Raw genomic sequence first — 23,497 nt, forward strand, 5'->3', positions numbered from 1 at the left:
CGGGGATGCCTTCGAGCCGAAGTTTTCCGCCCGTCGTCGCCCACTTTCTCCCGCACTGCCCTAGCTCCCGCATCGAAGATCGGAGCCGGAAGGAGGCAGGGTGCTGGGTGAAGTCGGACTTTGGGTCGCCGTCGTCGTCGTCGCGACCGGCATCGTCTGGAAGGGCAGCGGGCTCCTCGAGACGTCGAGCACGCGGCTCTCCACCCACTACCGGCTGCCGCCGGTGGTCCACGGTTCGATCGTGGTCGCGGTCGGCTCGAGCTTTCCCGAGCTCTCGACGACCGTCCTGTCTGCCCTGATCCACGGCGCCTTCGAGCTCGGCGTCGCCGCCATCGTCGGCTCGGCGATCTTCAACATCCTCGTCATTCCGGCGTTGTGCGGCCTGTTCAGCCCGCAGCGGCTCGAGGCGAACCGCGAGCTCGTCTACAAGGAATCGCAGTTCTACATGGTCTCCGTGGCCGTGCTGCTGATCACCTTCTCCTTCGCCGTGATCTACAATCCGGTCGAGCAGTCCCGGAGCGGCGTGATCACCGGCGAGATGACGCGGCTCCTGGCGCTGATCCCGATCGCCTTCTATGTCCTCTATGTCGCCATCCAGTATCTCGAGACCCGCGACAATCCCGGCGACGAGCCGGCCGAAGCGATCCGGCCGGGGCGGGAGTGGCTGCGCTTCGGCCTCGCGCTCCTCGTCATCGTCCTCGGTGTCGAGGGTCTGGTGCGCGCCGCGATCAATCTCGGCGAGATCTTCGACACGCCGAGCTTCCTGTGGGGGTTCACCGTCGTCGCGGCCGGCACTTCCATCCCGGACGCCTTCATCTCCGTCCGCGCGGCGAGGAAGAACGAAGGGATCACCGCCCTCGCCAACGTCCTCGGCTCGAACATCTTCGACCTCCTGGTGGCAATCCCCGCCGGCGTCCTGATCGCCGGCGCGACGGTCATCAACTTTTCCGTCGCCGCGCCGATGATGGGGCTCCTGACCGTCGCGACGGTGGCGCTGTTCCTGGCGATGCGTACCAGCATGCTGCTCACCCGGCGGGAAAGCGTCCTGCTGCTCGCCCTCTATGCGGTCATGCTCACCTGGGTGACGCTCGAGAGCGTCGGGGTGACGAGCCTCCTGTCGGGGCTGCTGAGGCAGGCGTGAGCCGTGGAACGCCGTCGTACCGGCCAGGCAGCCGGACCAGCACCGTCCAGCGCCTACTGGAATCCGGCCGGGTCGACGATGCCTTCGGCGCAGCCCCCGTCCGTCGGCCTTGCCGCCGCGATCAGGGCCGCAACGTCGGGATCGTCCGCAATCTCGCCCACGAGGCCGATGGTCAGCTCGCCGATCAGGAGGCGGTCGCCGTCCCGCGAGCAAGAGACCCGGACCCTTTCGCCGGCGCCGGCGCCGAAACTCTCGTCGAAGGCGGCGCGGATCTGTTCCCGGGTCACCGAGCCGCCGATGGCGCCGGCAAAGAGATCGCGCACCTTCGAAGCGTTGATCGCGCCGATCACCGCCAGCGAATCGTCGTAATACTCGTCGGCCGAGGTCTTGTAGCAGGTTCCATGCTTGGTCCATTCGTGCCGGTCGAGCATCGACTGGGTGCCGGGCATGACCTTTTCCAGCTCTGCCCGCGTCTCGGCATCGACCTCCACCGGCGGCAGCTTGTTCCAGTCGCCGGCCTTGTCGTCGCTCTTCTGTTTGGCCGGGACGCCGCAATATTCGACGCCGCGCGGCTGCGGCCACAGGCCGTGCAGGCTGAAATGATCGGCATCGAAGCGATCGCTCGTCTGCGAGCGGCATTCGGTCTTGCTCTGGTGGGTGTCGCAGAAGGCCGGCTGCCAGCTGATGGCGAGGAGGAGATTGCGATGGGCGTCCCCGCTTCCGCCTCCGCCCCCGGCGTTGCCCGGTGACGCGCCGCCACCCGCGACCACCGGTCCCGGCCCATCCGTCCCGCCACCGTCGGGATCGCCGCCCATGTCGGTCCCGCCGGGCTGCGGTTCGCCCGCCCCGTCATCGGACACACTGCCGCCCGGCCGGTCGAAGGCCTCGGCGCGGGCAACGACCTTGACCCAGTCGCCGCAGCTTTTCTCGATCCAGCGGCGCGCGGGCTCGGCCTGCGGGACGACGACGTAGTAGTGCGAGCCGTTGACCCGGTTCTCGCCGATCAGCCGGTAGGCGCGGTCGAGCGCAAGGGCCGGGCCGGTCTCGGTCGCGGCATTGCGGATCGAGACGGTGGCCGCGCAGGCCTTGCGCGCGATGACATAGCCGTCGAGAGGCTCCTGGGCGAAGCCCGCCGATCCGGACGCGATCATCGTCGCGGCGACGACTGCCAGTGTGACCCGCATCTGCCCGATCCTCCCCAAGCGCCGGCCAAGAGGCCGCTTCGGTTGCAGTTTACGCTCCGGCAACCAGGCCGTAAACGGGATGGTCGGCGCAATCGCGTATCGGCGCGTGCGGCAAGGCTGGTCCCGCGCTATGTAGCGTGGATGACAATCCGGCCGGAGCCCGATCAATCTTGCGTTTCGACGACGAAAAATCCCTCGACAGCCGGTCCGGCGCGACGCTGCATCTCTACCGGACGAAGGCCGAGGGCGAAGCGCGCGGCATCGTCCTCGTCTTCCATGGCCTTGCCGAGCACGCCGGACGCTATGGCCGTTTCGCCCGCGAGCTGGCGCGGCAAGGCTTCCACGTCTTCGCCCATGACCATCGCGGCCACGGATCGACGGTGGCCCCCGACGCGCCGCTGCGCCGCTTCGCCGGGTCTGGCGGGTCGGAGAAGCTGCTGCGCGACTGCCGGGCCGTGCATCTCCACGCGCTGGAACTCGTGGGCGAGCTTCCCGTGGTGGTGTTCGGGCACTCGCTCGGCGGCCACATCGCGCTGAACTACGGCGAGCGCTTCGGCCGCGATCTCGCCGGCCTCTGCGTCTGGAACGCCGACTTCGCCCACGGGTTCGACCGGCGCCTCGGGCGATGGGCGCTGAAGGCGGAGAAGGCGCTGAAGGGCTCCGACGTCGCCAGCGAGCTGGCGCGGCGCTTCACCTTCGGCGCCTGGGAAAAATCGGTCTCGCCGCGCCGCACCGCCTTCGACTGGCTGAGCCACGACGAACGGGAAATCGACGCCTATATGCGCGACCCGCTCTGCGGGTTCACGCCGACGGTCTCGATGATGGAGGACATCGCCCGGCTGGTCTTCGAAGCCGGTTCCAAGCCGGGTCTCTCGCTGCTGCCGCCCGAACTGCCGATCCATCTCCTCGGCGGCTCGCAGGATCCCGCGACGCGGAACGGCGCGGCGATCACCGAGCTTGCCGAAGCGATGCAGGCGCTCGACTGCCATGACGTCGAGAGCCACGTCATCCCCGGCGCCCGGCACGAGACGCTGATGGAAGCCGAGGATTACCGCAAGCCCGCCATGGCCAGCCTCCTGGCGTTCCTCGACCGGGTCACCGACTGACGGTCACCGGACGATCCGCACCACCTGCCTTTCGGTGGCCGCTCCGGTAGCCGCTCCGATGCCGATCGTCGGGCTCCGCGTGCAACCAAGCAGGGGCGAAATGCGTCTTCTGCTCATGATCGAATTCGGCAATGACATCGACCTTGAGACCGCCGGCGCGCAATTCGTGCGCATCGCGGCGGCACTCGTCCTGTGCGGCGCGATCGGCTTCGAACGGGAGCAGCGGGACCGCCCGGCCGGGCTGCGCACCCACATGCTGGTGGGCGTCGGCGCCTGCGTCTTCACGCTACTGGTGACGGTGCTGATCGGGCTCCATGACGGCGACCACGTCCGATCCGACCCGATCCGCATCATCGGCGCGATCACGTCGGGCGTGGCTTTCCTCGCCGCCGGCGCGATCATCCAGGCCAAGGGCGAGGTGCGCGGCCTGACCACGGGCGCCTCGCTCTGGATGGCCGGGTCCGTCGGTCTCGCCTGCGGTCTCGGGCAATACCTCCTGGCGCTCATGGCTGTCGGTGCCACCCTCGCCGTTTTGGCGCTCGTGCGGCTGTTCGAGCCCTGACGCGGCCATGCCGGGCCGGCCTCAGATCGCCGACGGCGCGCCGGTCCGCCTCGCCGCCTCGGAGGCCGCGGGTTCGCCAGCTTCACCGGCGGGCGGGGCGGGCTCGCCGGCTTCAAGGGCAGGCGGCACTGGTGGAAAAGTCGGATAGGTCGGCGCCGGCGGCCCGACGAAAGCGGGCCCGTCGGGCAGCGGCCGCACCAGGCGGTAGGCCACCAGTTCTTCCGGCGTCAGCACGTAGAGGCTGGCCGCCGGCGTCTGCATCGCCTTGATCCACAGCGCCGGATCGACGCCCATCTCCGCGAGCAGGCTCTGGCATTCGGCCGTCGTCGCCTGGATCTCGGCGATCGAGCGATCGACCGTGGAGGGCAGCCCCGGCTCCGACCCCGACACCGCGAAGACCTGATGGACCCCCACCCAGGCGCCCTCGCCGGCTCGCCGCGTCGACCCGCCGGACAGCAGCAGCGGACAGGCGGAGGCGCAGTAGCCGTCGTCGGGCACGCGGGTGGAAATCCCCTGGCTGCGCAGGTCGCGGGCCATGGCGATCGCATCGGCGACGGAACCGCCGGGCGAGTGCATCACGAGGGTGTCGACGCCCGCCGCCTCCGGCGTCGCCAGGAACGCGCGCAACGCTTCTGCCGTGCCGAATTCGATCCGGCCGATGGCGCTGGCCTCGCCGCCCGGCCCTCGAAAGAAGCGCATCGGCGCCGCCAGCGCTTCGCCCTCCACCGGACCGTCATAGCCCGGCAGCACCGGCTCGCCCCGGTCGGGACCGACCGGCATCGCCCGCGGCAGATAGGGGCGGATCTGGTCGCCGGGCCGGGGCGGGCGAAGCGGCATCGACTCGATGCGGCTGGTCCGCTCCTCCTCGGCGGAGCGCTCCGCCATGCTGCGGTAATCGATGACGACGATGGCCAGCGACACGCTGAGCAGCGCCACGAAGACGAGGCGCAGCACCGATCCCTCCGGCAGCGCCAGAAGGACGCGCTCCAGCCGCCCCGGCGGTGTCTCGTCGCCGATCATCTGGGGGCTACCTGACCGGACGGACCGGCGCGGCGCGGCACGGGGTGCGTCGCCTCCGCCTCACCGCGCGGCCGTCTTGGCGAAGGGCGTTGCGCCTGCCGGACGGTTGCGCTGGATGATGTCGTCCGCCTCGCGGGGCGGGCCGACGATCTCACCGTGATGGACTGCCGCCTCCCGTTCACCCGCCCACTCGCCGGCATCGACGTCGCCGCGCTCGGCCGCCTGCAGCTTCTTCTGGATGCGCAGCGCGCGCATCATCTCGCCGGCGCTCATGTCGCCGAGTTCGAGCTCCTCGCCCTCCTCGCGGCGGATCACGTCCTGGACGATGCAGAGGACGAAGATCAGCACCGCCGGCAGAAGATCGATGGAGATCGCCCCGGCCCAGGAGGGCAGGAAATCCCGCGCATAGCGGATCACCGCCTCCGGCGCCGACAGCGGGGTGAAGCGCAGAGGCTCGACCTTCGGTCGGGCGAGGATCTCGTCAGCCGCCGTCGCCAGCGCGAGGCTCTGGGCCTGCACCGCCGCCTCGATGGTGCCGACGACGCGGCTCTGGCGCTCGCGCAGATCCGCGTCGCCCGCGTCGGCAATGGGGGCGATGAAGCTGCGGCCGAGATCTTCCGCCGCGCGGCGCACGGCGGGCGCGACCGAGGTCTGTTCCAGCGAGGTCAGGAGCCCCGACAACGCCACGGCTTCGTCGCCATAGGCGTTGGCGCGTTCGGCGACCGGCCCTTGCGAGGAGACGAGCTTTCGCATCGCCGCGAGATGCTGGCCGCCCTGTTCGAACAGCGCCTTCACCTGGGCGCGCGAGCCTTCGATCTCGCCCTGCAGGCCGGAGAGCTGGCTCGACATCTGGCGCAGGAGCTGGACCACCGTCCCCGAACCGGACGTGCCGGTGAGGACGCCGGACCGTGCCTCCTGCTCCGACAGGCCGGCGAAGCGCTGGGAGGCGAGCTGGATGTCCGGCAACAGGCTCTGGGCGGCGAGCGCGTTCTCATGCGCCTCGTTGAGCTTCTGCTGATATTCCTCGGTGGTGACCGCCAGATGCTGTTCCAGCGCCGCGGAGCCGGCGAGCGCCGAGGCGTTCAGCCAGGACGACATGGCGATGATCATCGCCGAGCCGATCGCCATGGCGAGATAGAGCATGCGGCGGCCGCCCGGCTGGCGGACATGCGGCATGAACCGCATCAGATAGGACCAGAAGGCGTAGATCGCGACGGAGACCGCCGAGGAATAGACGATCGCGCCCAGAAACACCGTGGTCTCGTCGCCGTCGAGCAGTTCGCGCACGCCGAGATAGGTGTAGACGCCGCTGGCCAGCGCCAGCACCGAGAGAGTGATGCGGGTGGTGGCGTCGAGGCGGGTGACCTGCCCCCTCAACGCGTAGGATTGCGATGCACCCATGAAGGCGGGATCCTCTCATCGACCGGACTCGGGACGGCCCGCCCTGCGAAGCAGCGTGCTTAACGAGAGATTAAGGCTTTCCCTCGGTGAGCGGTAGGGTGCCTGCCCGTCTGCAAATGATGCCGATCGCGTGAAGCGCCGTCATGGTTAACGAAATCCCACAAATTGCGCATCGATGGCCCGCAAGACCTGCAAGATTTGCATGCCTGCAGACGTTTTGATAGACATTATCTATTACGTATTCGGATAAACCCATTATAAGACCTGCCCGTGATAAAAATTAGCTATCGCATAGATGCATGGCTGACATGCCTCAGCCGCGATTGCTCTGAGATCCTGATCTACTATTCTCCTCGCCAGTCGGATGCTTCGGCATCTCCTCCCAGTCGTCGGGTCCGGCTGTTTCCTCCCATACGGTCTTTCGAGACCACGCTTGGCCGGGTTCTTTGGGACCCGGCTTTTTTTTGCGCGGAATCCTGCCTTGCGGTTGCGCGCCGGGAGCCGGTCCCCTCGAACGCGAAACCCGCCGCCGGATGGCGCCGGCAGCGGGCTCGCAGGATCGTTCGCGGTATCAGGCGCCGCCCGATGCGGCGCCTGCCGGCTCAGTCGTCGAGGCTGCCGCAGAAGCGCTGGATGCGCGAGCAGGCTTCCTCCAGCAGAGCCTCGGAGGTCGCGTAGGAAATCCGGAAATTGGGGCCGAGGCCGAAGGCCGAACCGTGCACCACCGCGACGCCCTCGGCCTCGAGCAGCTCGGTGACGAAGTCCTGGTCGGTCTCGATGACCTTGCCCGACGCCGTCTTCTTGCCGATCAGGCCCTTGCAGGAGGGATAGACGTAGAAGGCGCCCTCGGGCGACGGGCAATCGATGCCGCGCGCCTGGTTGAGCATGCCGACGACGAGATCGCGGCGCCCCTGGAAGATCTCGCGATTGCGCGGGATGAAGTCCTGCGGGCCGTTCAGCGCCTCGACCGCCGCCCATTGGGCGATCGAGCAGGCGCCGGAGGTCTGCTGGCCCTGGATCATGTCCATCGCCTTCATCAGCGCCAGCGGGCCGGCGCCGTAGCCGATGCGCCAGCCGGTCATCGCATAGGCCTTGGAGACGCCGTTCATCGTCAGCGTGCGCTCGTAGAGGCCGGGCTCGACCTGCGCCGGCGTCGTGAAGACGAACTCGCCATAGACCAGATGCTCGTACATGTCGTCGGTCAGCACCCAGACGTGGTCGTGGCGCATCAGGACGTCGGCGAGCGCCCTCAGCTCCGCCTCGCTATAGGCGGCGCCCGACGGGTTGGAGGGCGAGTTGAACAGGAACCACTTGGTCTTCGGCGTGATCGCCGCTTCCAGGGCCTCGGGGGTGAGCTTGAAATTGTCCTCGATCCGGGTCGTCACGAAGACCGGCGTGCCGCCGCAGATCGCCACCATCTCCGGATAGGACACCCAGTAGGGCGCCGGGATGATCACCTCGTCGCCGGGATTGAGCGTCGCCATGAAGGCGTTGAACAGGATCTGCTTGCCGCCGGTGCCGACGATCGTCTGCTCCGGCTTGTAGTCGAGGCCGTTCTCGCGCTTGAACTTCGCCGCGATCGCCTGGCGCAGCTCCGGGATGCCGGAGACCGGCGTGTACTTGGTCTCGCCGCGGCGGATCGCGTCGATCGCGGCTTCCTTGATGTTGTCCGGCGTATCGAAGTCCGGCTCGCCGGCGCCGAGACCGATGACGTCGCGGCCTTTCGCCTTGAGGTCGCGGGCCTTCTGCGAGACGGCGATGGTGGCCGAAGGCTTCACGCGATCGAGGGCGGCGGCAAGAAACGCCATGTCTTTCAACTCCGATGGTTTGGACGGGATGCAGCAGGAAGCGGCCTCGCCGCCCCTTGACAAACGGCCGGACCCTAGTCCCGATCAGGCGATGGCGCAAGCCGCAATGGCCATGCCGGTCGCCGGTCGGCCGCGTCAGGCGGGTGGTGGCTCGAGCCTGCCCTCGAGACGCCCACGCGCCGACAGGAACGGGCCGATCGGCGGGCGCTCCGGGGCGAAACGGCCGAGCCCGACCGGCCCCGGCATGTCGACATAGACCGCCTCGATGCCGCGGCTCGCCGAATAGGTCTCGTGCCAGAAGCCGGTGCCGCCGCTGTCGCGCAGAAACTCCCGCCACCACGTCGCATGCGGTTCGCTGCGGGTGAAGGCCTCCAGGCTTTCGAAGTCGCGCCAGTACTGGCGAATGCCGAGATGGGTCAGACCGAAGAACATCTGCTCTTGGCAAAGCAGGCCGGTCGGCGGCGTATCCGCTATCTGCGTCAGGCCCTTGCCGATGCCGATGATCGACATGACGCCGCGCAGCCTGCGAACGCGGATGCCGAGAATGACGACCACGAGGTCGGGAAAGCCGGAGAGATCGACGGATCTGCGGGTGGAACGCTCTTGCATGCCGGATCTCCACGATGTTTATCGTGTAAACATAGACGCTCTTGTATACAGTGTAAACGTCCATGACGAGCCCCGGCGGCGGTTTGCGCGAATCCCTCGTCTCGGCAGCGCTGCAGCTCCTGGAGAGCGACGGCGCGGATCTGTCGCTGCGGGCCGTGGCGCGCGCGGCGGGGGTCTCGGCGATGGCGCCCTACCGGCATTTTCCCGACAAGACCGCCCTCCTGTCCGCCGTCGCCGAGCGCGGATTCGCCCTGCTGCATGCGAAGCTGACGGCGGCGGACGAGCGGGACGATCCAAGCGAGGCGCTGCTCGAGCAGGGGCTTGCCTATCTCGCCTTCGCCCGCGCTCACCCGGCGCTGTTTCGCCTGATGTTTGCCGGCGAAGTTGCCCGGGCTGTTGCGAAGCCGGATGGTCCCGCCGGCTTCGACGTTTTGGCTCGCCGCGTCGCCAGCCTGGCTCCGGGCGACATCGCGGCGGCAAGACTCGCCTGCTGGTCGATGGTGCACGGCCTTGCGACACTGTCGCTCGACGGGCGGCTCAATGCTTCCGATCCGCAGCACGAGCGGGAAGCGCTGGCGCTGCTCGTCGGCGCCATCGGCCGCAACGGCCAGAAGCCGTCTTAGGCGGGCGGCGCGACAAAGCCCGCAACGGAGCTATCTTGGCCTGCAGGCCCGAGGGCCGGCGATTGCAGGCGAGCCAACTGGCGAAAGGCGTGGCAATGAAAGTCTTCTTCTCGCAGACCCAGATGGATCACCGGCCGACGCAATACGGCGTCCATGGCCGGCTGGTGCAGCCGCTGGAGAATCCCGATCGTGCCGCGACGCTGATCGAGAGCCTCGGTCGCCTGGGACTGGCCGTCGAGGCGCCCGAGGATCTCGACCGCGGGGCGATCGAGAGGGTCCATCCGGCGCATTATCTCGCCTTTCTCGAAACCGCCTTCGAGCGGTTTCAGGCCCTGCCGAACGCCGGGCCGGAGGTTCTGCCGAACGTTCATCCCTATTTTGCCGCCGCCCGCCCCTATGGCGCCTCGCCGCTGTCCAACGGTGCGCGACCGGCGCCGCGCACCACCGGCATCCTCGGCCAGTCCGGCTGGTATGTGGGCGATCTCTCCTGCGCGATGACGCAAGGCACCACCAGGGCCGCCTTCGCCTCGGCGGCGAGCGCCATCGCGGCGGCCCGCACGGTGCTCTCCGGCGACGGCGCGGCCTTTGCGCTCTGCCGCCCGCCGGGCCACCATGCCTATGCCGACCGTGCCTCCGGCTTCTGCTTCCTCAACAATGCGGCGATCGCCGCCGAACTCCTGCGCGAGACATACGGGAAAGTCGCGATTCTCGACTTCGACACCCATCATGGCGACGGCACCCAGACGATCTTCTATGCCCGCGACGACGTGTTCTTCGGCTCGGTCCACACCGACCCGTCGGCCTATTACCCGCACTTTCTGGGCTATGCCGAGGAAACCGGACACGGCGCCGGCGAAGGCTGCAATCTCAACCTGCCGCTGGCCTTCGGTGCCGGCGACGGCGCATTCCTCGCCGCCGTAGAGACGCTCTCCGAGCGTGCCCTCGGCTTCGGGGCAGAGGCGCTGGTCATCTCGGCCGGCTGGGACGCCCATCAAGCCGACCCGCTGTCGAAACTCGCGGTGACCGGCGAGGCCTATCCGCGGGTGGGCGAGATGCTGGGCCGTCTGGGCCTGCCGAGCGTCATCGTCCAGGAGGGCGGCTATTCGCTGGCCGCGGTCTCCGAGGCGGCGCCCGCCTTCGTCGAGGCGTTCATCCGGGCGCGGGCCTGAGGCGGGCGCAAGGCGTCGCCGGCGCGCGGCGGGAGCACTGCTGGCATGCGGTGTCGCGAAACGAAGGGTTGCCGGCTCCGTCCCGAACCATACGCTGGGACGAAAGCCGGCACGCGGTCGCGGGGGGACGGCCCCGCTCAGCGGTACGAGATGACCGGGCAGCCGCGCACGCGGGCAAAGCGGATGACGGCGCGGCCATGGTACTTGCGGCCGACGACGGTGATCGCGCGGCGGCCGACATTGCGGATGCGTGCGTGGCGGAGACCGAAATGGCGCGCCTTGTCGAGGGCGCGGCGCGGCGAGCAGCCGGCATGGCGGCGATAGTGGCCGCGATGGCCGACGAATTCGACGCCGCCGCTGCCGATCGAGATCGTGGCGCCGTAGCTACCGGCGGACGCTGCGGTCGGCACGGCGGCACCAGCGGCACCGAGGGCGGCGACGACGCAGAGGGTCTTGGCGAGTTTGCGGAACATGATCGGTGTCTCCTTTGACTTGGGCTCTCGTCGGCGCCTGTCGTCCGCCGATGAGGAGACCATGCCAAAGTGGCGCTGAACGATGCCGGAAAGCGGCGTTCATGAGGCGTTCAGCCTCTCATCCGAAGTCCGAAGGTCCCCTCCGGGATGTCGGGCTTGCAGTCCGCCCCCTGGCCGCGCGGGGTGCGATGCGCGCCGGTCCAGCTTTTCGGACAGGGTCCGAGCAGGGGCCGGACAGGCCGCTTCAGTCCAGCCGGCGCATCCAGAACTGCATCGGCTTGTCGCTTTCCTCGCCCTCACCCTCGCCCACGTCGCGCCAGCGCATGGTCGAGACGAGGCCGTCGATCCGTTCGTAACCGCGCTTCTGCCAGAAGCCGTCGAGCGGCAGGTAGCCGTCCGGCCGGGCGGGGTAATCGCCGGGCCGCACGACGCCGCAGAAGGCGGCGATGGCAAAGCCGCCGGCCCGGCCCGCCGCCTCGCGTTCATCGAAGAAGCGGTGGCCGGCGCCCCGGCCGCGATAGGCGGGAAGCAGCACCGATTCGCCGAGATAGAAGACGCTGGCCGGGTCGATGCCCCGATTTGCGAAGGCCTCGCCCAGCTGCGGCTGGTGGTCGCCGAGGGGAGCCGCCGTCGCCGCCCCGACGATCGCCTCATCGCCGGCTCTCGCGATCACCGCCATCGCGCCGGGCGAACCGGCGTAGGCTGCCAGATAGCTCCGCTCATAGGCCTCGTCCCCGTCATAGAGATAGGGATAGGCCCGGAACACCGCGATCCGAAGCCGGGCCAGATCGCCGAGCACCTTGGTGATCGCCGCACCGGGCAGCACCTCGAAGCTCAGCTCATCGGTCGGTTTCGCCATGCCTGTCCGATCTCACGCCTTCGAGACGGCCGCGATCCAGGCCTTCAGATTGTAGTAGGTGGTGACGCGGGTGATCCGGCCGTCCTCCAGCGAGAAGAACTGGCCGGCGGGGATCGAGTAGGCCTGGTTCGAAGCTTCCGGCAGGCCGGCCGCGGTCTCCCGGTAGCGGCCGCGCACGGTGAACTCGGCCGCCGCCCGCGTGCCGTCCTCGCTGGCGAAGACGACGATGTCGGCGAGCGTCTCGTCATAGTGGCGGTGCATCGTCGCCATGAAGGTACGGAAGCTGTCGCGGCCGATCTCCCGGCCGCTCTCGTTGACGTCATGGGCGACGTCCTCGTCGAGGAGGGCCAGCATGGTATCGACGTCGCCGGCGTTGAAGGCGTCGAGATAGCGGCGGATCAGGGCTTCGGTCTCGGAGCGGGGCATTGGGCATCCTCTGGATCGGGGGAGCGAATGTGGCTCGCTCCGCCCTACCCGTCAACGCCGCCCGGCGCCAGCCCGCAGCTGCGGTCCGCAGCTCCCGCCAGGCTCGCCGCCTCAGCTGGTGACGCCGAAGACCTCGGCGCAGCGCGAGAAGCTGAAGCCCTCGCCGTCGGTGTCGCGGCTGGCGCGGATGTTGGTGATGATGCCGCCGGAATTGGTGGTGATCTGCGCCTCGCAGCCGAGCTCCTCGGAACGGGCCGGCGCCATCAGCACCTGTCCCGGAGGCGCCGAATCCACGGCCATGTTGCCGCCGATGTTGATGACGGTCCGCGGCGCCCGCTGCTTCTCGGCGAACTCCTTCTCCTGCTGGGTCATCGGACGGTACTGGGCCGGCACGTTGCGCACGGTCTCGCCGCCCCGCCAGGTGTAGACGGTGCCGCCGGCATTCAACGGGAAGGCGCTGACGGGCGGGCCGTATTGCGAGAAGAAGGCGTCGCTCGGCTGGCCGAGCCAGCGTCCCTGGATCGCCTGGTTGGCTTCCTCGGTCGTCGTGCAGCCGGCGAGGCCGATGGCGATCAAGCTCATCGCTATGGTCGATAATAGGGTCGATTTCATCGAGCGGGTTCCGTCTCCCTGAGCCTCGCCCGTTGCAAGGCCACCGGAACTGGCGATTCGGGCAGCTGCAGCAAAAAGTCCATGCCCCAGCGTCTCGCCTGCGGTCATCCACGGGATTTTTCGTCCGATGCCGGCAGACTTGGCGGCCATTGGCGGCTCTTGGCGAAGCTCCGACGCGGGAGAGCGTCGTTGCCGCCAACCCGGCCGGGACGCGACCCCGGTGATCCGCGATGCATCGGCGTTCCCGACACGGCCTCCAGATACGGGCGGTGATGGGCTCGGGCCCTGCAGGGTTGCCAGCGAGAAAGTCACGGTCCCGTCGCCGCCGGGCCCGGCTTTCGTCGGTCCTTGCACCGCTCGCCTTGCGTCGAACCTTCTACTCCCGCCTCGCCGGCATCCGATCGGGCGCCTTGACAGGGATCAAGGCAGTCGCCGCACGTCTCTGCCATCTCGTTGGCAATGAAATCGGTGGAGGCTGCAAGATGGCGGTACGGCTTTCGACCCTCGTGACGAGGATGGTGACGGGGACGAGCGTTGCGCTCCTCGTCGCCGCAGCCGGGACGGCTGCGGCCGAAGACCTGTCGCGGCTGGCGGCAGGCCAGCAACTTCTCGAGCAGAACTGCGCCCGGTGCCACGCCGTCGCGCGCAGCGGAAATAGCCCGCACCTTCAGGCTCCGCCGTTTCGCACCCTGTCGGCGCGTTATCCCGTCGCTCATCTTCAAGAAGCCTTGGTCGAAGGCTTCTCGACGGGGCATCCCGACATGCCGGAATTCATCTTCACGCCGGACAGGGCAGCAGCGATCATCGCTTACCTGACGAGCATTCAGGACGACTGATACCCGCAAGGCGCTCGAGCGCCCTCCCGGCGCCGGTCGACGACCGGGGTCGGCGCTGGAAGTCGGCCCGTGACGTCACTCGGCTGCGGCACTCTCGTCCTCCTGCGCCTCGTCGCCGAACAGGAAGCCGCCGGACTGCCGCCGCCAAAGGCTGGCATAGAGACCGTTCCTCGCCAGGAGTTCGGCGTGGCTGCCCTCCTCGACGATCGCTCCCTTGTCGAGGACGATCAGCCGGTCCATCGCCGCGATGGTGGAGAGGCGGTGGGCGATGGCGATGACGGTCTTGCCCGCCATCATCCGGGTGAGATTGTCCTGGATCGCCGCCTCGACTTCCGAATCCAGCGCCGACGTCGCCTCGTCCAGCACCAGGATCGGCGCGTCCTTGAGGAGCACCCGGGCAATGGCGATGCGCTGGCGCTGGCCGCCGGACAGCTTGATGCCGCGCTCGCCGACATGGGCGTCGTAGCCGGTGCGACCCTTCGGATCCCGGAGTGTCGGGATGAAGTCCTCGGCATTCGCCCGCTCGGCGGCCAGCACCACCTCGTCGTCGTCGGCGTCGGGCCGGCCGAAGGCGATGTTGTCGCGGATCGAGCGGTGAAGGAGCGAGGTATCCTGGGTGACGACGCCGATCGCCGCCCGCAGCGACTGCTGGGTGACCTGCGAGATGTCCTGGCCGTCGATCAGGATGCGCCCGTCCTCGAGGTCGTAGAGCCGCAGGAGGAGATTGACGAGGGTGGTCTTGCCGGCCCCCGAACGGCCGACGAGCCCGACCTTCTCCCCCGGCCGGATATCGAGGGAGAGGTTCGAGACGACGCCGCCGCCCTTGCCATAGTGGAAGGTGACGTCCTCGTAGCGGATGCCGCCCTGATCCGCCTCGAGCGGCTGGGCGTTCGGCGCGTCGACGAGGGTCGGCAGCCGGGTGATCGTTGCCACGGCGTCCTGGATGGTGCCGTAGTTGCGGACGAGGCCGTTGATGTTGAACATCATCCAGCCGGACATCTGGTTGAGCCGCAGCACCAGGCCGAGCGCCGTCGCGACGCCGCCGACCGTCACCGAGCCGGCCTGCCAGCCGGCGACGGCGATGACGCCGACGCCGCTCATCATGAAGCCGTTGAGGACGGCGACGACGGTCCGCACCTCGGTGATCGCCCGGGTCGAGCGCCGGGTCATGTCGACCAGATGGACGAAGCCGTTCTTGACGAATTCGTCCTCCTTGCGGGACGAATCGAACAGCTTGACCGACAGGATGTTGGTGAAGCTGTCGACCACCCGGCCGGAGACGATGGAGCGGGCATCGGCCGAGGCGCGGCCGTATTTGCGGATCTTCGGCAACAGGTTGCGGACGATCCAGACATAGCCCGCCGCCCACAGGACGAGGACGACGGCCATCCGCCAGTCGATGGCGCCGAGGATCGTCACCGTCAGGAAGATGAAGGTGACGAAGGACCAGAAGGTCTGCAGGATCGTGGTGATGAAGTCGCCGGTCGCCGCGCCCACCTGCTGGACCTTCTGGGCGAGGCGCCCGCCGAAGTCGTTCTGGAAGAAGGTGTAGGCCTGCTCCATCAGCCGGCGGTAGCTCTGCCAGCGGATGCGGTTGTAGAAGCTCGGGCTGATCACCTGTTCCTCGAGCACGGAAGAGACGAAGAGCAGTGCCGCGCGGCCGATCAGCGTGACGAAGAGCAGCCCGGCAATCAGCCAGAAATGCTCCGCCAGGAGCGTCTCCGGCGTCGAGCGGCCGAGCGCGTCGACCAGCCAGCCGACGCCGGTGAACAAGAGCGCCTCGATGCCGCCGGTCAGGCCGCCGACGATCAGGAGGCCGACCAGCGGCCCCTTCGCCTGCTTGGCGAAGTGCCAGATAAAGGCGTTGGTCTCGGCGGGCAGCGGCTTCAGGTGGCCGGTGCGGTACACCCCGTCCGGATCGGGCCCGGCATCGTCCTCGAACGGGTCGAGGACGGTCTCGAAGCGCTGGAGCAGGCGGTCCATCATTCGGCGGCTCGCATGGCCGATGGCGGGCTCGCCTGGTCGTCCTCGGCGGACGGCAGGAAGCCGCCGACCTGCCGCGACCAGAGCGAGGCGTAGAGCCCGCCGCGGGCGACGAGTTCGGCATGGCTGCCCTCCTCGACGATGGCGCCCTTGTCGAGCACCACCAGCCGATCGAGGGCTGCGATGGTCGACAGCCGGTGGGCGACGGCGATCACCGTCTTGCCCTCCATCAGCCGGTAGAGGTTCTGGGCGATCGCCGCCTCGACCTCGGAATCGAGCGCCGACGTCGCCTCGTCGAGGAGCAGGATCGGCGCGTCCTTCAGCATGACGCGGGCAATCGCGATCCGCTGACGCTGGCCGCCGGAGAGCTTCACCCCGCGCTCGCCGACCTCGGCGTCGAGCCCGGTGCGCCCGTCGCGGTCGCGCAGGTCCTCGATGAAGTCGCCGGCTTCCGCCCGGGCGATGGCCCGCATCAGCGCCGCCTCGTCGGCGTCAGGCCGCCCGTAGAGCACGTTCTCGCGGATCGAGCGGTGCAGCAGCGAGGTGTCCTGGGTCACCATGCCGATCTTCTCGCGCAGCGATTCCTGCGGCACGTCGCGAAGGTCCGTGCCGTCGATCAGGATGCGGCCGCCCTCGACGTCGTGGAAACGCATGAGAAGGTTGAGGATGGTCGACTTGCCGGCACCCGAGCGGCCGACGAGGCCGACCTTCTCGCCCGGCCGGATCGTCAGGTCGAAGTCCCGCAGGACGCCGTCGCCCTTGCCGTAGTGGAACGACACCTTGTCGAAGCGGATCTCGCCCTTCGGCACGGCGAGCGGCTTTGCCTGCGGCTTGTCGGTGATGGCGTGGGGGATCTGCAGCGTCGCCATGCCGTCGCGGATCGTGCCGATGTTCTCGAACAGCGCCGAGACCTCCCACATGATCCACTGCGACATGCCGTGGATGCGCAGGACGAGGCCGACCGAGGCGGCCACCGCGCCGACCGTCGCGAGGCCGTTCGTCCACAGCAGGATGCCCATCGCGCCGACGGCGAAGAGCAGCAGCGAATTCAGCGTCTGCAGGCAGACCACGAACAGCGTGATCAGCCGCCCCTGGCCGTAGACCGTCTGGAGGAAGCCGCTCATGGAGGCGCGCGCATAGTCGCCTTCGCGCCTGGTATGGGCGAACAGCTTCACCGTCTGGACGTTGGCATAGGCGTCGACGATCCGGCCGGTCATCTCGGCCCGGGCGTCGGCCTGGCGCTCGGCAACGCGGTCGAGCCGCGGGATGAACCAGCGCAGCATCACGGCGTAGAGGGCGAGCCAGCCGACGAAGGGCAGCGCCAGCTTCCAGTCCGACGAAGCCGCGACGATCAGGACGCCGGTGAAGTAGACGCCGACATAGAGGAAGACGTCGATCGACTTGATCACCGTCTCGCGAACGGCGAGCGCCGTCTGCATCAGCTTCTGGGAGACCCGGCCGGCGAACTCGTCCTGGAAGAAGCTGAGCGAATGGCCGAGCAGCCAGCGATGCATCGTATAGCGGAAGCGCATCGGGAAATTCCCGAAGATCGACTGGAAGTTCACGAGGCCGTCGACGAGCTGGACCCCCGGCAGGACGACGAGCACCACGAGGCCGATCAAGGCGAGCTGCCAGCCGCGCTCGGCGAGGAACTGGTCCGGCGGCGTGTCGCCGAACCAGTCGACGACATTGCCGAGAAGGCCGAACAGCGAGACCTCGATCATCGAGATGATCGTGGTGAGGACGGCCATCGCCAATAGCAGCGGCCATACCGGCCGCGCGAAGAACCAGATGAAGCCGAAAAGCGTGTTCGGGACCGGTCGGTCGAGCTCGTCGCGCGGGAACGCGTCGACCATCCTCTCGAATTTCGAGAACATTGATATTCCTGACATTTCCGTCCGGCTGCGGGAACTGGCAAAGCTCCGGCGGGCGCGGCGCTCCGGGCGCCGGGATCGACCGGGATCATGGCGACGACGATCATATAAGGGCGCGCGTCCCGATAGTCAGGGGGAGTGGCGGCGCGCCGCGGCGAAGGCGGTGCCGGTCGAATCGCCCCTCGCCCCAAGCGCAACGATTCGCCGTCGCGCTCGCCGTGCATGGACATGCCGGGGAAGGATTTCTCCACACGATTCACGAATGGCCCCGCAGGCCGATGCTGCGTTGAAAAACGCCTCATTTGCAGCTTTTGCAGGCCCGGGCGACCCGATGCCTTCCTTATGGGCACCATGCGGGGCGTGGCGGATCGCTGAGCACAAGTCACTGGACAGGCCCGCCGAAATTGGAACAACTGGAACTCTGGGTCGCATCCGCGGATGCGTCGTCACCAATCTCGGGGCACGACATGAGCTTCTCATTCAGGACCTTCACCGGCGCGCTGGCGCTGTCGACGCTGCTGGCGCTGGGCACCGCCCATGCCAAGGAGCTGGTCATGTACAATGGCGGCGACGTCACCTCGCTCGATCCACAGAAGATGTCCGGCGACTGGGAGGACCGCGTCGCCGGCGACATCTACGAGGGTCTCTTCACCGAGGATGCCGAAGCCAAGCCGGTGCTCGGCGTCGCCGAAAGCTACGAAACGTCTGAGGACGGTCTCACCTGGACGTTCAAGCTGCGGGACGACGCCAGCTGGTCGGACGGCGAGCCGGTGACGGCGCAGGACTTCGTGTTCTCCTTCAAGCGCCTGATGGACCCGAAGACGGCGGCGCAATACGCCTATCTCCAGTACCCGATCAAGAATGCCGAGAAGATCAACAAGGGCGAGATGACCGATCTCGACCAGCTCGGCGTCAAGGCGGTGGACGACAAGACGCTGGAGATCACCCTCGAGCACCCGGTGCCCTACTATCCGAGCCTCCTCACCCACTACACCGCCTACCCGCTGCCCAAGCACCTGATCGACAGGGTCGGCGACGACTGGGTGCAGATCTCCAACATCGTCAGCGACGGCCCCTACAAGCCGGTCGAGTGGGTGCCGGGCAGCCATGTCCTCACCGCCCGCAACGAGCACTGGCACGGCGGCAAGGACGAGCTGGACATCGACGGCGTCCGCTTCCTGTCCATGGAGGACGTCTCCGCCGGCTTCCGCCGCTACCAGGCCGGCGAGATCGACCTGATGACGGACTATCCCAAGGACCAGTTCAAGTTCATCCAGGAGAACCTGCCGGGCCAGGGCCATTTCGCCCCCTTCGCCGGCCTCTACTACTACGTCTTCAACTCGGCCAAGCCGCCCTTCGACGACGCCCGGGTCCGCGAGGCCCTCTCGATGGCGGTCAATCGCGAGATCATCGGCCCGAAGGTGCTGGGCTCCGGCGAGCCGGCGGCCTATGGCTGGGTGCCGCCGGGCATGGCCAACTACCCGGAGGAAGGCGCCCGCCTCGACTGGGCCGACCAGCCCTACGCCGAGCGCGTCGAGAAGGCCAAGGCGCTGCTCGCGGAGGCCGGCTACGGCCCCGACAAGCCGCTCGACGTCACGCTCAGCTACAACACCAACGACAACCACAAGCGCGTCGCCGTGGCGATCGCCGCCATGTGGAAGCCGCTCGGCGTCAATGTCAGCCTGGAGAACGCCGAGGTGAAGGTCCACTACGCCAATCTGCGCGAGGGCGCCTTCGAGGTGGCCCGCGCCGGCTGGCTCGCCGACTTCAACGATCCGGTGAACTTCCTCGACCTCCTGAAGTCCGGCATCGAGATGAATTACGGCCAGTGGTCGAACCAGGACTACAGCGCCCTGCTCGACCAGGCGGCGAAGGAGGCCGACCTCGGCAAGCGCGCCGAGATGCTGGAGAAGGCCGAGAAGATCGCGCTCGACGACGACGCCGCGATGCCGATCTACTTCTATCTGTCGGAGAACATCGTCTCGCCGAAGATCGAGGGCTTCGTGGACAACGTCTTCGACAAGCACCGGACACGCTACCTGACGCTCTCGGAGTGACGCACGCCAGCATGCGCTGCAGCGGCGCCGGGCGGAATGGCCTCTCGGCCAGCGCCCGGCCATCGCCGTCGCCGTCGCCGTGACCACGACGTCCGAGTGCCCGGCGCCAGACGCCGCCTGACGCATTTCGCACCGCACCGGGGCCGATCAACGAGCCCCGGGCGACCAGCCGAGAAACGATCCTGACATGCTGACTTTCGTCCTGAAGCGGCTGGCCTCGACGATCCCGGTCCTCCTGATCGCGATCACCGCCTGCTTCTTCATCCTGCGCCTCGCGCCGGGCGGGCCATTCGACCAGGAGCGGGCGCTTCCTCCCGAAGTCCTCGCCAACCTGCGCGCCTACTACCATCTCGACGATCCACTGATCGTCCAGTATCTGCGCTATCTCGGCCGCCTCGCCGTGCTCGATCTCGGGCCGTCCTTCGTGACCAAGGACTTCACCGTCGCCCGGCAGCTGGCGATCGGCCTGCCCTACACGCTGATCCTCGGCGGCTCGGCCTTCCTGCTCGCCATCGTCGGCGGCATCGCCGCCGGCATCTACGGCGCGCTCTACCAGAACCGCTCGGCCGACTATCTCATCGGCGCGATCGCCATGACCGGCCTCGTCGTGCCGAACTTCCTCGTCGCGCCGATCCTGCAGCTGTTCTTCGGGGTCAGGCTCGCCTGGCTGCCCGTCGGCGGCTGGGGCGACGGCTCGCTGCGATTCCTGCTCCTGCCGGTCGTCGTCCTCGCCTTGCCCCACATCGCCCGCATCTCGCGGCTGATGCGCGGCTCCCTGATCGAGACGATGAACGCCAATTTCATCAAGACCGCGACGGCCAAGGGCATCGGCCGGCGCCGGGTCGTCCTCAACCACGCGCTGCGGCCGGCGCTGACCCCCGTCGTCTCCTATCTCGGACCCGCCGCCGGCTATCTCCTCACCGGCTCGATCGTCGTCGAGACGATCTTCGGCCTGCCCGGCATCGGCGGCTATTTCGTCAAGGCGGCCCTCAACCGGGACTACGGCATGGTGCTCGGCACGGTGATCTTCTACATGGCGCTGATCGTTCTTCTGAACCTTCTCGTCGACCTCGCCTATGCCTGGCTAGATCCGAAGGTGCGCCAGCGATGACCCTCTATGTCGACAGGCGCGAGGCGCTGGAGAAGGCCTTCATCGACCGCGACGACGCGGTGCCGCGCGGCAAGCCGCGCTCGGTGACGCGGGACGCCCTTCGGCGGTTTCGCCACAACAAGGCGGCGATGACGGCGCTCTTCGTCTTCGGCTTCATCGTCCTCGCCGCGATCGTCGGCCCTTATCTCGTCCCCTACGACTACGAGACGCCGGACTGGGAAGCCTTCACCGCGCCACCCTCGATCGCCAGCGGCCACTATTTCGGCACCGACCAGAACGGCCGCGACCTCCTCGCCCGCACGCTCTACGGCACGCGGATCTCGCTCCTCGTCGCGCTGATCGCCACCACCGTCTCGGTGATCGTCGGCGTTCTCTACGGCGCCGTCTCGGGCTTTGCCGGTGGGCGGATCGACGCGGCGATGATGCGCTTCGTCGATGTCATGTACGCGCTTCCCTACATCCTCTTCGTCATCCTTCTCATGGTGATGTTCGGGCGCAACGTCTTCCTGCTGTTTGCCGCCATCGGGCTTCTGGAATGGCTGACCATGGCGCGCATCGTGCGCGGCCAGACGCTGTCCCTGAAGGAGCGGGAATTCGTCGAGGCGGCCAGGGCCGCCGGCGTCTCCAGCTTCGCGATCATCCTGCGGCACATCGTGCCCAACCTCGTCGGCCCGGTGGTGATCTACGCCTCGCTGACCATTCCGGAGATCGTCATCACCGAGAGCTTCCTGTCCTATCTCGGCTTCGGCGTGCAGGAGCCGCTGACCTCGCTCGGAACCCTCATCTCCGAAGGCGCCGACGCGCTGGGCGCCGCCGACTGGCTGCTGCTCTTCCCCGGCGGCGTCCTCGTCACCATGCTGCTCGCCCTCGCCTTCATCGGCGACGGCCTGCGCGACGCCTTCGACCCGAAGGACCGGTGATGATGCCAGACGCTTCTTCGACTGGCCGGGACGCCTCAGCCTCGTCATCCCGGCCCCCGAGCCGGGATCCATTCCAAACCGCCGACGCCGCCCATCGCTGTGACGGCGCGGCACGCCCGACGGACGATTTGGAGTGGATCCCGGGTCAAGCCCGGGATGACGACCGTGGGGAGGGCCGGCGCTCTATCCTGAGAGGTCGCGAACTGCAGCCCGTCGGTGCCGCTATTGGCTCCAACGCATCCGCCCTCGGCCGCACCACCCCCGCTTCGTCATCCCGGCCCCCGAGCCGGGATCCATTCCAAACCGCTAAAGTCGCCGACTGCATTGAAGACGCTGCGCACTCGTTCGACGGTTTGGAATGGGTCCCGGGTCAAGCCCGGGATGACGACCTGGGGAAAGGCCGGCGCCCTTTCCCGACACGTCGTGGCGAACCCCTCGCCCATCCCGCGCCTGGGACCGACGCGTCCGAAAATGGCCGCACCACCCCAGCCTCGTCATCCCGGCCCCCGAGCCGGGATCCATTCCAAACCATGGAAACCGCCGTCCACCTCGACAACGGCGCTTCTTCGGTCGAGATTTGGAGCGGAGCCCGGGATGACGACCGAGGTAGGGGGCGGCGGGTGTGGCCGGACACGTCTACATCATGGCCAACAAGAAGCATGGGACGCTCTATGTCGGCGTCACCGGCGATCTGTCGCAGCGGGTCTACGAGCACAAGACCCACGCCTTTTCGAACAGCTTCACGGCCAAACACAACTGCACACGCCTCGTCTGGTACGAGGAGCATTTTGACATCCGCGATGCGATCACCCGCGAGAAGTCGATCAAACGGTGGCGCCGCGAATGGAAGATCGAATTGATCGAGACGATGAATCCGGAATGGAACGAACTGTATCGGGGCATGGGATGGTGACACCTGACACAAGCCCCCTCCTCGCCCTTGCCGACTACACCATCCGCTTCACCACGCCCGACGGGGCGGTGCAGGCGGTCAACGGCCTCGACCTGACGGTCGCGCCGGGCGAGACGGTCGCCGTCGTCGGGGAATCCGGGTCCGGCAAGAGCCAGACCTTCAACGGCGTCTTCGGGCTGCTGGCCGGCAATGCCCAGACCTCCGGCGAGGCGCTGTTCGAGGGCCGCGACCTTTTGAAGCTTTCGGCGCGGGAGCTCGACAAGGTGCGCGGCGCCGACATGGCAATGGTCTTCCAGGACCCGATGACGGCGCTGAACCCGGCGATGAAGATCAGGCACCAGCTGTCGGAGACGCTGAAGGTCCACAAGGGGCTGAAGCGCCGGGAAGCCGAGGCACAGGCGCTGGCGATGCTGAAGAAGGTCGGCATCCCCGAGGCCGAGCGACGGATCGGGCAGTATCCGCACGAGCTCTCCGGCGGCATGCGCCAGCGCGTCGTCATCGCCATGGCGCTCCTGTGCCGGCCGAAACTGATCGTCGCCGACGAGCCGACGACCGCCCTCGACGTCACCATCCAGGCGCAGATCCTCGATCTCTTCCGCGACCTGACCACCGATGCCGGCACCGCCCTCGTGCTGATCACCCACGATCTCGGCGTCGTCGCCGGCATCGCCGACAAGGTGGTGGTGATGTATGCCGGCCGCATCGTCGAGGAGGCCGGCGTCGACGCCCTCTTCGCCCGGCCGGCGATGCCTTATACCGCCGCCCTCATCCGCTCGATCCCGCGGGTCGACCGGGACGTCGAGGCGGTCG

22 protein-coding genes are annotated in these 23,497 nt (G+C 68.0%); 11 read left to right on the forward strand and 11 right to left on the reverse strand.

The genetic code is table 11. The features are described 5' to 3' along the window. Positions 1-100 precede the first annotated feature (100 nt). Positions 101-1,141, forward strand: coding sequence for a sodium:calcium antiporter (locus ATO4_RS24045; RefSeq protein ID WP_083594316.1), 1,041 nt, complete (start codon positions 101-103; stop codon positions 1,139-1,141). Positions 1,142-1,194: 53 nt separating this feature from the next. Here the strand turns inward: ATO4_RS24045 and ATO4_RS24050 are convergent, their stop codons facing one another. Beyond that, a complete protein-coding gene (locus tag ATO4_RS24050; RefSeq protein WP_083594317.1) occupies positions 1,195-2,325 on the reverse strand; it encodes a ribonuclease T2 in 1,131 nt (376 codons plus the stop codon). A gap of 170 nt (positions 2,326-2,495) precedes the next feature. Between ATO4_RS24050 and ATO4_RS24055 the strand changes: the two genes are divergently transcribed. Both ATO4_RS24055 and ATO4_RS24060 read left to right on the forward strand, forming a co-directional pair. After that, on the forward strand, positions 2,496-3,431 hold the full coding sequence (locus tag ATO4_RS24055) for an alpha/beta hydrolase (protein WP_083594318.1): 936 nt from the start codon (positions 2,496-2,498) through the stop codon (positions 3,429-3,431). A gap of 100 nt (positions 3,432-3,531) precedes the next feature. Continuing rightward, a complete protein-coding gene (locus ATO4_RS24060) occupies positions 3,532-3,993 on the forward strand; it encodes an MgtC/SapB family protein (protein WP_083594319.1) in 462 nt (153 codons plus the stop codon). 21 nt (positions 3,994-4,014) lie between these two features. Here ATO4_RS24060 and ATO4_RS24065 read toward each other — a convergent pair whose 3' ends face one another. The 4 genes from ATO4_RS24065 to ATO4_RS24080 form a co-directional block, all read right to left on the reverse strand. Continuing rightward, on the reverse strand, positions 4,015-5,013 hold the full coding sequence (locus ATO4_RS24065) for a hypothetical protein (protein ID WP_083594320.1): 999 nt from the start codon (positions 5,011-5,013) through the stop codon (positions 4,015-4,017). Between the two features lie 60 nt (positions 5,014-5,073). Next, on the reverse strand, positions 5,074-6,414 hold the full coding sequence (locus ATO4_RS24070; protein WP_083594321.1) for a hypothetical protein: 1,341 nt from the start codon (positions 6,412-6,414) through the stop codon (positions 5,074-5,076). 602 nt (positions 6,415-7,016) lie between these two features. After that, a complete protein-coding gene (locus ATO4_RS24075) occupies positions 7,017-8,222 on the reverse strand; it encodes a pyridoxal phosphate-dependent aminotransferase (RefSeq protein WP_083594322.1) in 1,206 nt (401 codons plus the stop codon). Positions 8,223-8,357: 135 nt separating this feature from the next. Continuing rightward, the gene (locus ATO4_RS24080; RefSeq protein ID WP_083594323.1) at positions 8,358-8,831 is read right to left on the reverse strand and encodes a DUF4188 domain-containing protein; all 474 of its coding nucleotides are present in this window, start codon (positions 8,829-8,831) and stop codon (positions 8,358-8,360) included. 62 nt (positions 8,832-8,893) lie between these two features. On the opposite strand from ATO4_RS24080, the gene ATO4_RS24085 reads away from it, so the two are divergent. Next, positions 8,894-9,454: a TetR/AcrR family transcriptional regulator gene (locus tag ATO4_RS24085; RefSeq protein WP_083594324.1), complete on the forward strand. Its 561-nt coding sequence runs from the start codon at positions 8,894-8,896 to the stop codon at positions 9,452-9,454. Between the two features lie 95 nt (positions 9,455-9,549). Beyond that, the gene (locus tag ATO4_RS24090) at positions 9,550-10,623 is read left to right on the forward strand and encodes a histone deacetylase family protein (RefSeq protein WP_083594325.1); all 1,074 of its coding nucleotides are present in this window, start codon (positions 9,550-9,552) and stop codon (positions 10,621-10,623) included. 137 nt (positions 10,624-10,760) lie between these two features. On the opposite strand, the gene ATO4_RS24095 is transcribed toward ATO4_RS24090, so the two are convergent. The 4 genes from ATO4_RS24095 to ATO4_RS24110 all read right to left on the reverse strand — a co-directional run bounded on the left by ATO4_RS24095 (position 10,761) and on the right by ATO4_RS24110 (position 12,963). After that, a complete protein-coding gene (locus tag ATO4_RS24095; RefSeq protein ID WP_083594326.1) occupies positions 10,761-11,096 on the reverse strand; it encodes a hypothetical protein in 336 nt (111 codons plus the stop codon). Between the two features lie 244 nt (positions 11,097-11,340). Continuing rightward, positions 11,341-11,955 (reverse strand): GNAT family N-acetyltransferase, encoded by a 615-nt coding sequence (locus ATO4_RS24100; protein ID WP_176223146.1) that lies wholly within the window; start codon positions 11,953-11,955, stop codon positions 11,341-11,343. 12 nt (positions 11,956-11,967) lie between these two features. Beyond that, positions 11,968-12,381: a ketosteroid isomerase-related protein gene (locus ATO4_RS24105; RefSeq protein ID WP_083594327.1), complete on the reverse strand. Its 414-nt coding sequence runs from the start codon at positions 12,379-12,381 to the stop codon at positions 11,968-11,970. 111 nt (positions 12,382-12,492) lie between these two features. Further along, positions 12,493-12,963, reverse strand: coding sequence for a hypothetical protein (locus ATO4_RS24110; protein ID WP_083594328.1), 471 nt, complete (start codon positions 12,961-12,963; stop codon positions 12,493-12,495). A gap of 440 nt (positions 12,964-13,403) precedes the next feature. Here ATO4_RS24110 and ATO4_RS24115 point away from each other — a divergent pair, with 440 nt between their 5' ends. Beyond that, the gene (locus ATO4_RS24115; protein ID WP_348626479.1) at positions 13,404-13,829 is read left to right on the forward strand and encodes a cytochrome c; all 426 of its coding nucleotides are present in this window, start codon (positions 13,404-13,406) and stop codon (positions 13,827-13,829) included. A 75-nt stretch (positions 13,830-13,904) separates the two neighbouring features. Here the strand turns inward: ATO4_RS24115 and ATO4_RS24120 are convergent, their stop codons facing one another. Then, positions 13,905-15,815, reverse strand: coding sequence for an ABC transporter ATP-binding protein (locus ATO4_RS24120; protein ID WP_083594330.1), 1,911 nt, complete (start codon positions 15,813-15,815; stop codon positions 13,905-13,907). Next, on the reverse strand, positions 15,812-17,689 hold the full coding sequence (locus tag ATO4_RS24125) for an ABC transporter ATP-binding protein (RefSeq protein ID WP_083594331.1): 1,878 nt from the start codon (positions 17,687-17,689) through the stop codon (positions 15,812-15,814). The genes ATO4_RS24120 and ATO4_RS24125 overlap by 4 nt, the downstream gene beginning before the upstream one ends. Positions 17,690-18,153: 464 nt before the next feature. Here ATO4_RS24125 and ATO4_RS24130 point away from each other — a divergent pair, with 464 nt between their 5' ends. The 5 genes from ATO4_RS24130 to ATO4_RS24150 form a co-directional block, all read left to right on the forward strand. Next, entirely contained in the window at positions 18,154-19,743 is a 1,590-nt protein-coding gene (locus tag ATO4_RS24130) for a peptide ABC transporter substrate-binding protein (protein WP_083594332.1), read from the forward strand. Between the two features lie 187 nt (positions 19,744-19,930). Then, positions 19,931-20,854 (forward strand): ABC transporter permease subunit, encoded by a 924-nt coding sequence (locus tag ATO4_RS24135; protein WP_083594333.1) that lies wholly within the window; start codon positions 19,931-19,933, stop codon positions 20,852-20,854. Next, positions 20,851-21,774 carry an ABC transporter permease subunit gene (locus ATO4_RS24140; RefSeq protein WP_083594334.1) on the forward strand — a complete coding sequence of 308 codons (924 nt, stop codon included), beginning with the start codon at positions 20,851-20,853 and terminating at the stop codon, positions 21,772-21,774. The genes ATO4_RS24135 and ATO4_RS24140 overlap by 4 nt, the downstream gene beginning before the upstream one ends. Before the next feature lie 622 nt (positions 21,775-22,396). Next, positions 22,397-22,687 carry a GIY-YIG nuclease family protein gene (locus ATO4_RS24145; protein ID WP_083594335.1) on the forward strand — a complete coding sequence of 97 codons (291 nt, stop codon included), beginning with the start codon at positions 22,397-22,399 and terminating at the stop codon, positions 22,685-22,687. After that, positions 22,681-23,497, forward strand: an 817-nt coding sequence (locus ATO4_RS24150) for an ABC transporter ATP-binding protein (RefSeq protein WP_083594336.1), incomplete at its 3' end; no start/stop codon positions are given. The genes ATO4_RS24145 and ATO4_RS24150, both read left to right, overlap by 7 nt.

Source organism: Aurantimonas sp. 22II-16-19i (assembly GCF_002088275.1).
Taxonomy (GTDB): domain Bacteria; phylum Pseudomonadota; class Alphaproteobacteria; order Rhizobiales; family Rhizobiaceae; genus Jiella.

Excerpts from the sequence above, each read along its gene's own strand:
- ATO4_RS24050 (WP_083594317.1), bottom strand. The coding sequence starts at position 2,325 with ATGCGGGTCACACTGGCAGTCGTCGCCGCGACGATGATCGCGTCCGGA.
- ATO4_RS24060 (WP_083594319.1), top strand. The coding sequence starts at position 3,532 with ATGCGTCTTCTGCTCATGATCGAATTCGGCAATGACATCGACCTTGAG.
- ATO4_RS24065 (WP_083594320.1), bottom strand. The coding sequence starts at position 5,013 with ATGATCGGCGACGAGACACCGCCGGGGCGGCTGGAGCGCGTCCTTCTG.
- ATO4_RS24070 (WP_083594321.1), bottom strand. The coding sequence starts at position 6,414 with ATGGGTGCATCGCAATCCTACGCGTTGAGGGGGCAGGTCACCCGCCTC.
- ATO4_RS24075 (WP_083594322.1), bottom strand. The coding sequence starts at position 8,222 with ATGGCGTTTCTTGCCGCCGCCCTCGATCGCGTGAAGCCTTCGGCCACC.
- ATO4_RS24080 (WP_083594323.1), bottom strand. The coding sequence starts at position 8,831 with ATGCAAGAGCGTTCCACCCGCAGATCCGTCGATCTCTCCGGCTTTCCC.
- ATO4_RS24085 (WP_083594324.1), top strand. The coding sequence starts at position 8,894 with ATGACGAGCCCCGGCGGCGGTTTGCGCGAATCCCTCGTCTCGGCAGCG.
- ATO4_RS24090 (WP_083594325.1), top strand. The coding sequence starts at position 9,550 with ATGAAAGTCTTCTTCTCGCAGACCCAGATGGATCACCGGCCGACGCAA.
- ATO4_RS24095 (WP_083594326.1), bottom strand. The coding sequence starts at position 11,096 with ATGTTCCGCAAACTCGCCAAGACCCTCTGCGTCGTCGCCGCCCTCGGT.
- ATO4_RS24100 (WP_176223146.1), bottom strand. The coding sequence starts at position 11,955 with ATGGCGAAACCGACCGATGAGCTGAGCTTCGAGGTGCTGCCCGGTGCG.
- ATO4_RS24105 (WP_083594327.1), bottom strand. The coding sequence starts at position 12,381 with ATGCCCCGCTCCGAGACCGAAGCCCTGATCCGCCGCTATCTCGACGCC.
- ATO4_RS24110 (WP_083594328.1), bottom strand. The coding sequence starts at position 12,963 with ATGAGCTTGATCGCCATCGGCCTCGCCGGCTGCACGACGACCGAGGAA.
- ATO4_RS24120 (WP_083594330.1), bottom strand. The coding sequence starts at position 15,815 with ATGATGGACCGCCTGCTCCAGCGCTTCGAGACCGTCCTCGACCCGTTC.
- ATO4_RS24125 (WP_083594331.1), bottom strand. The coding sequence starts at position 17,689 with ATGTTCTCGAAATTCGAGAGGATGGTCGACGCGTTCCCGCGCGACGAG.
- ATO4_RS24130 (WP_083594332.1), top strand. The coding sequence starts at position 18,154 with ATGAGCTTCTCATTCAGGACCTTCACCGGCGCGCTGGCGCTGTCGACG.
- ATO4_RS24135 (WP_083594333.1), top strand. The coding sequence starts at position 19,931 with ATGCTGACTTTCGTCCTGAAGCGGCTGGCCTCGACGATCCCGGTCCTC.
- ATO4_RS24140 (WP_083594334.1), top strand. The coding sequence starts at position 20,851 with ATGACCCTCTATGTCGACAGGCGCGAGGCGCTGGAGAAGGCCTTCATC.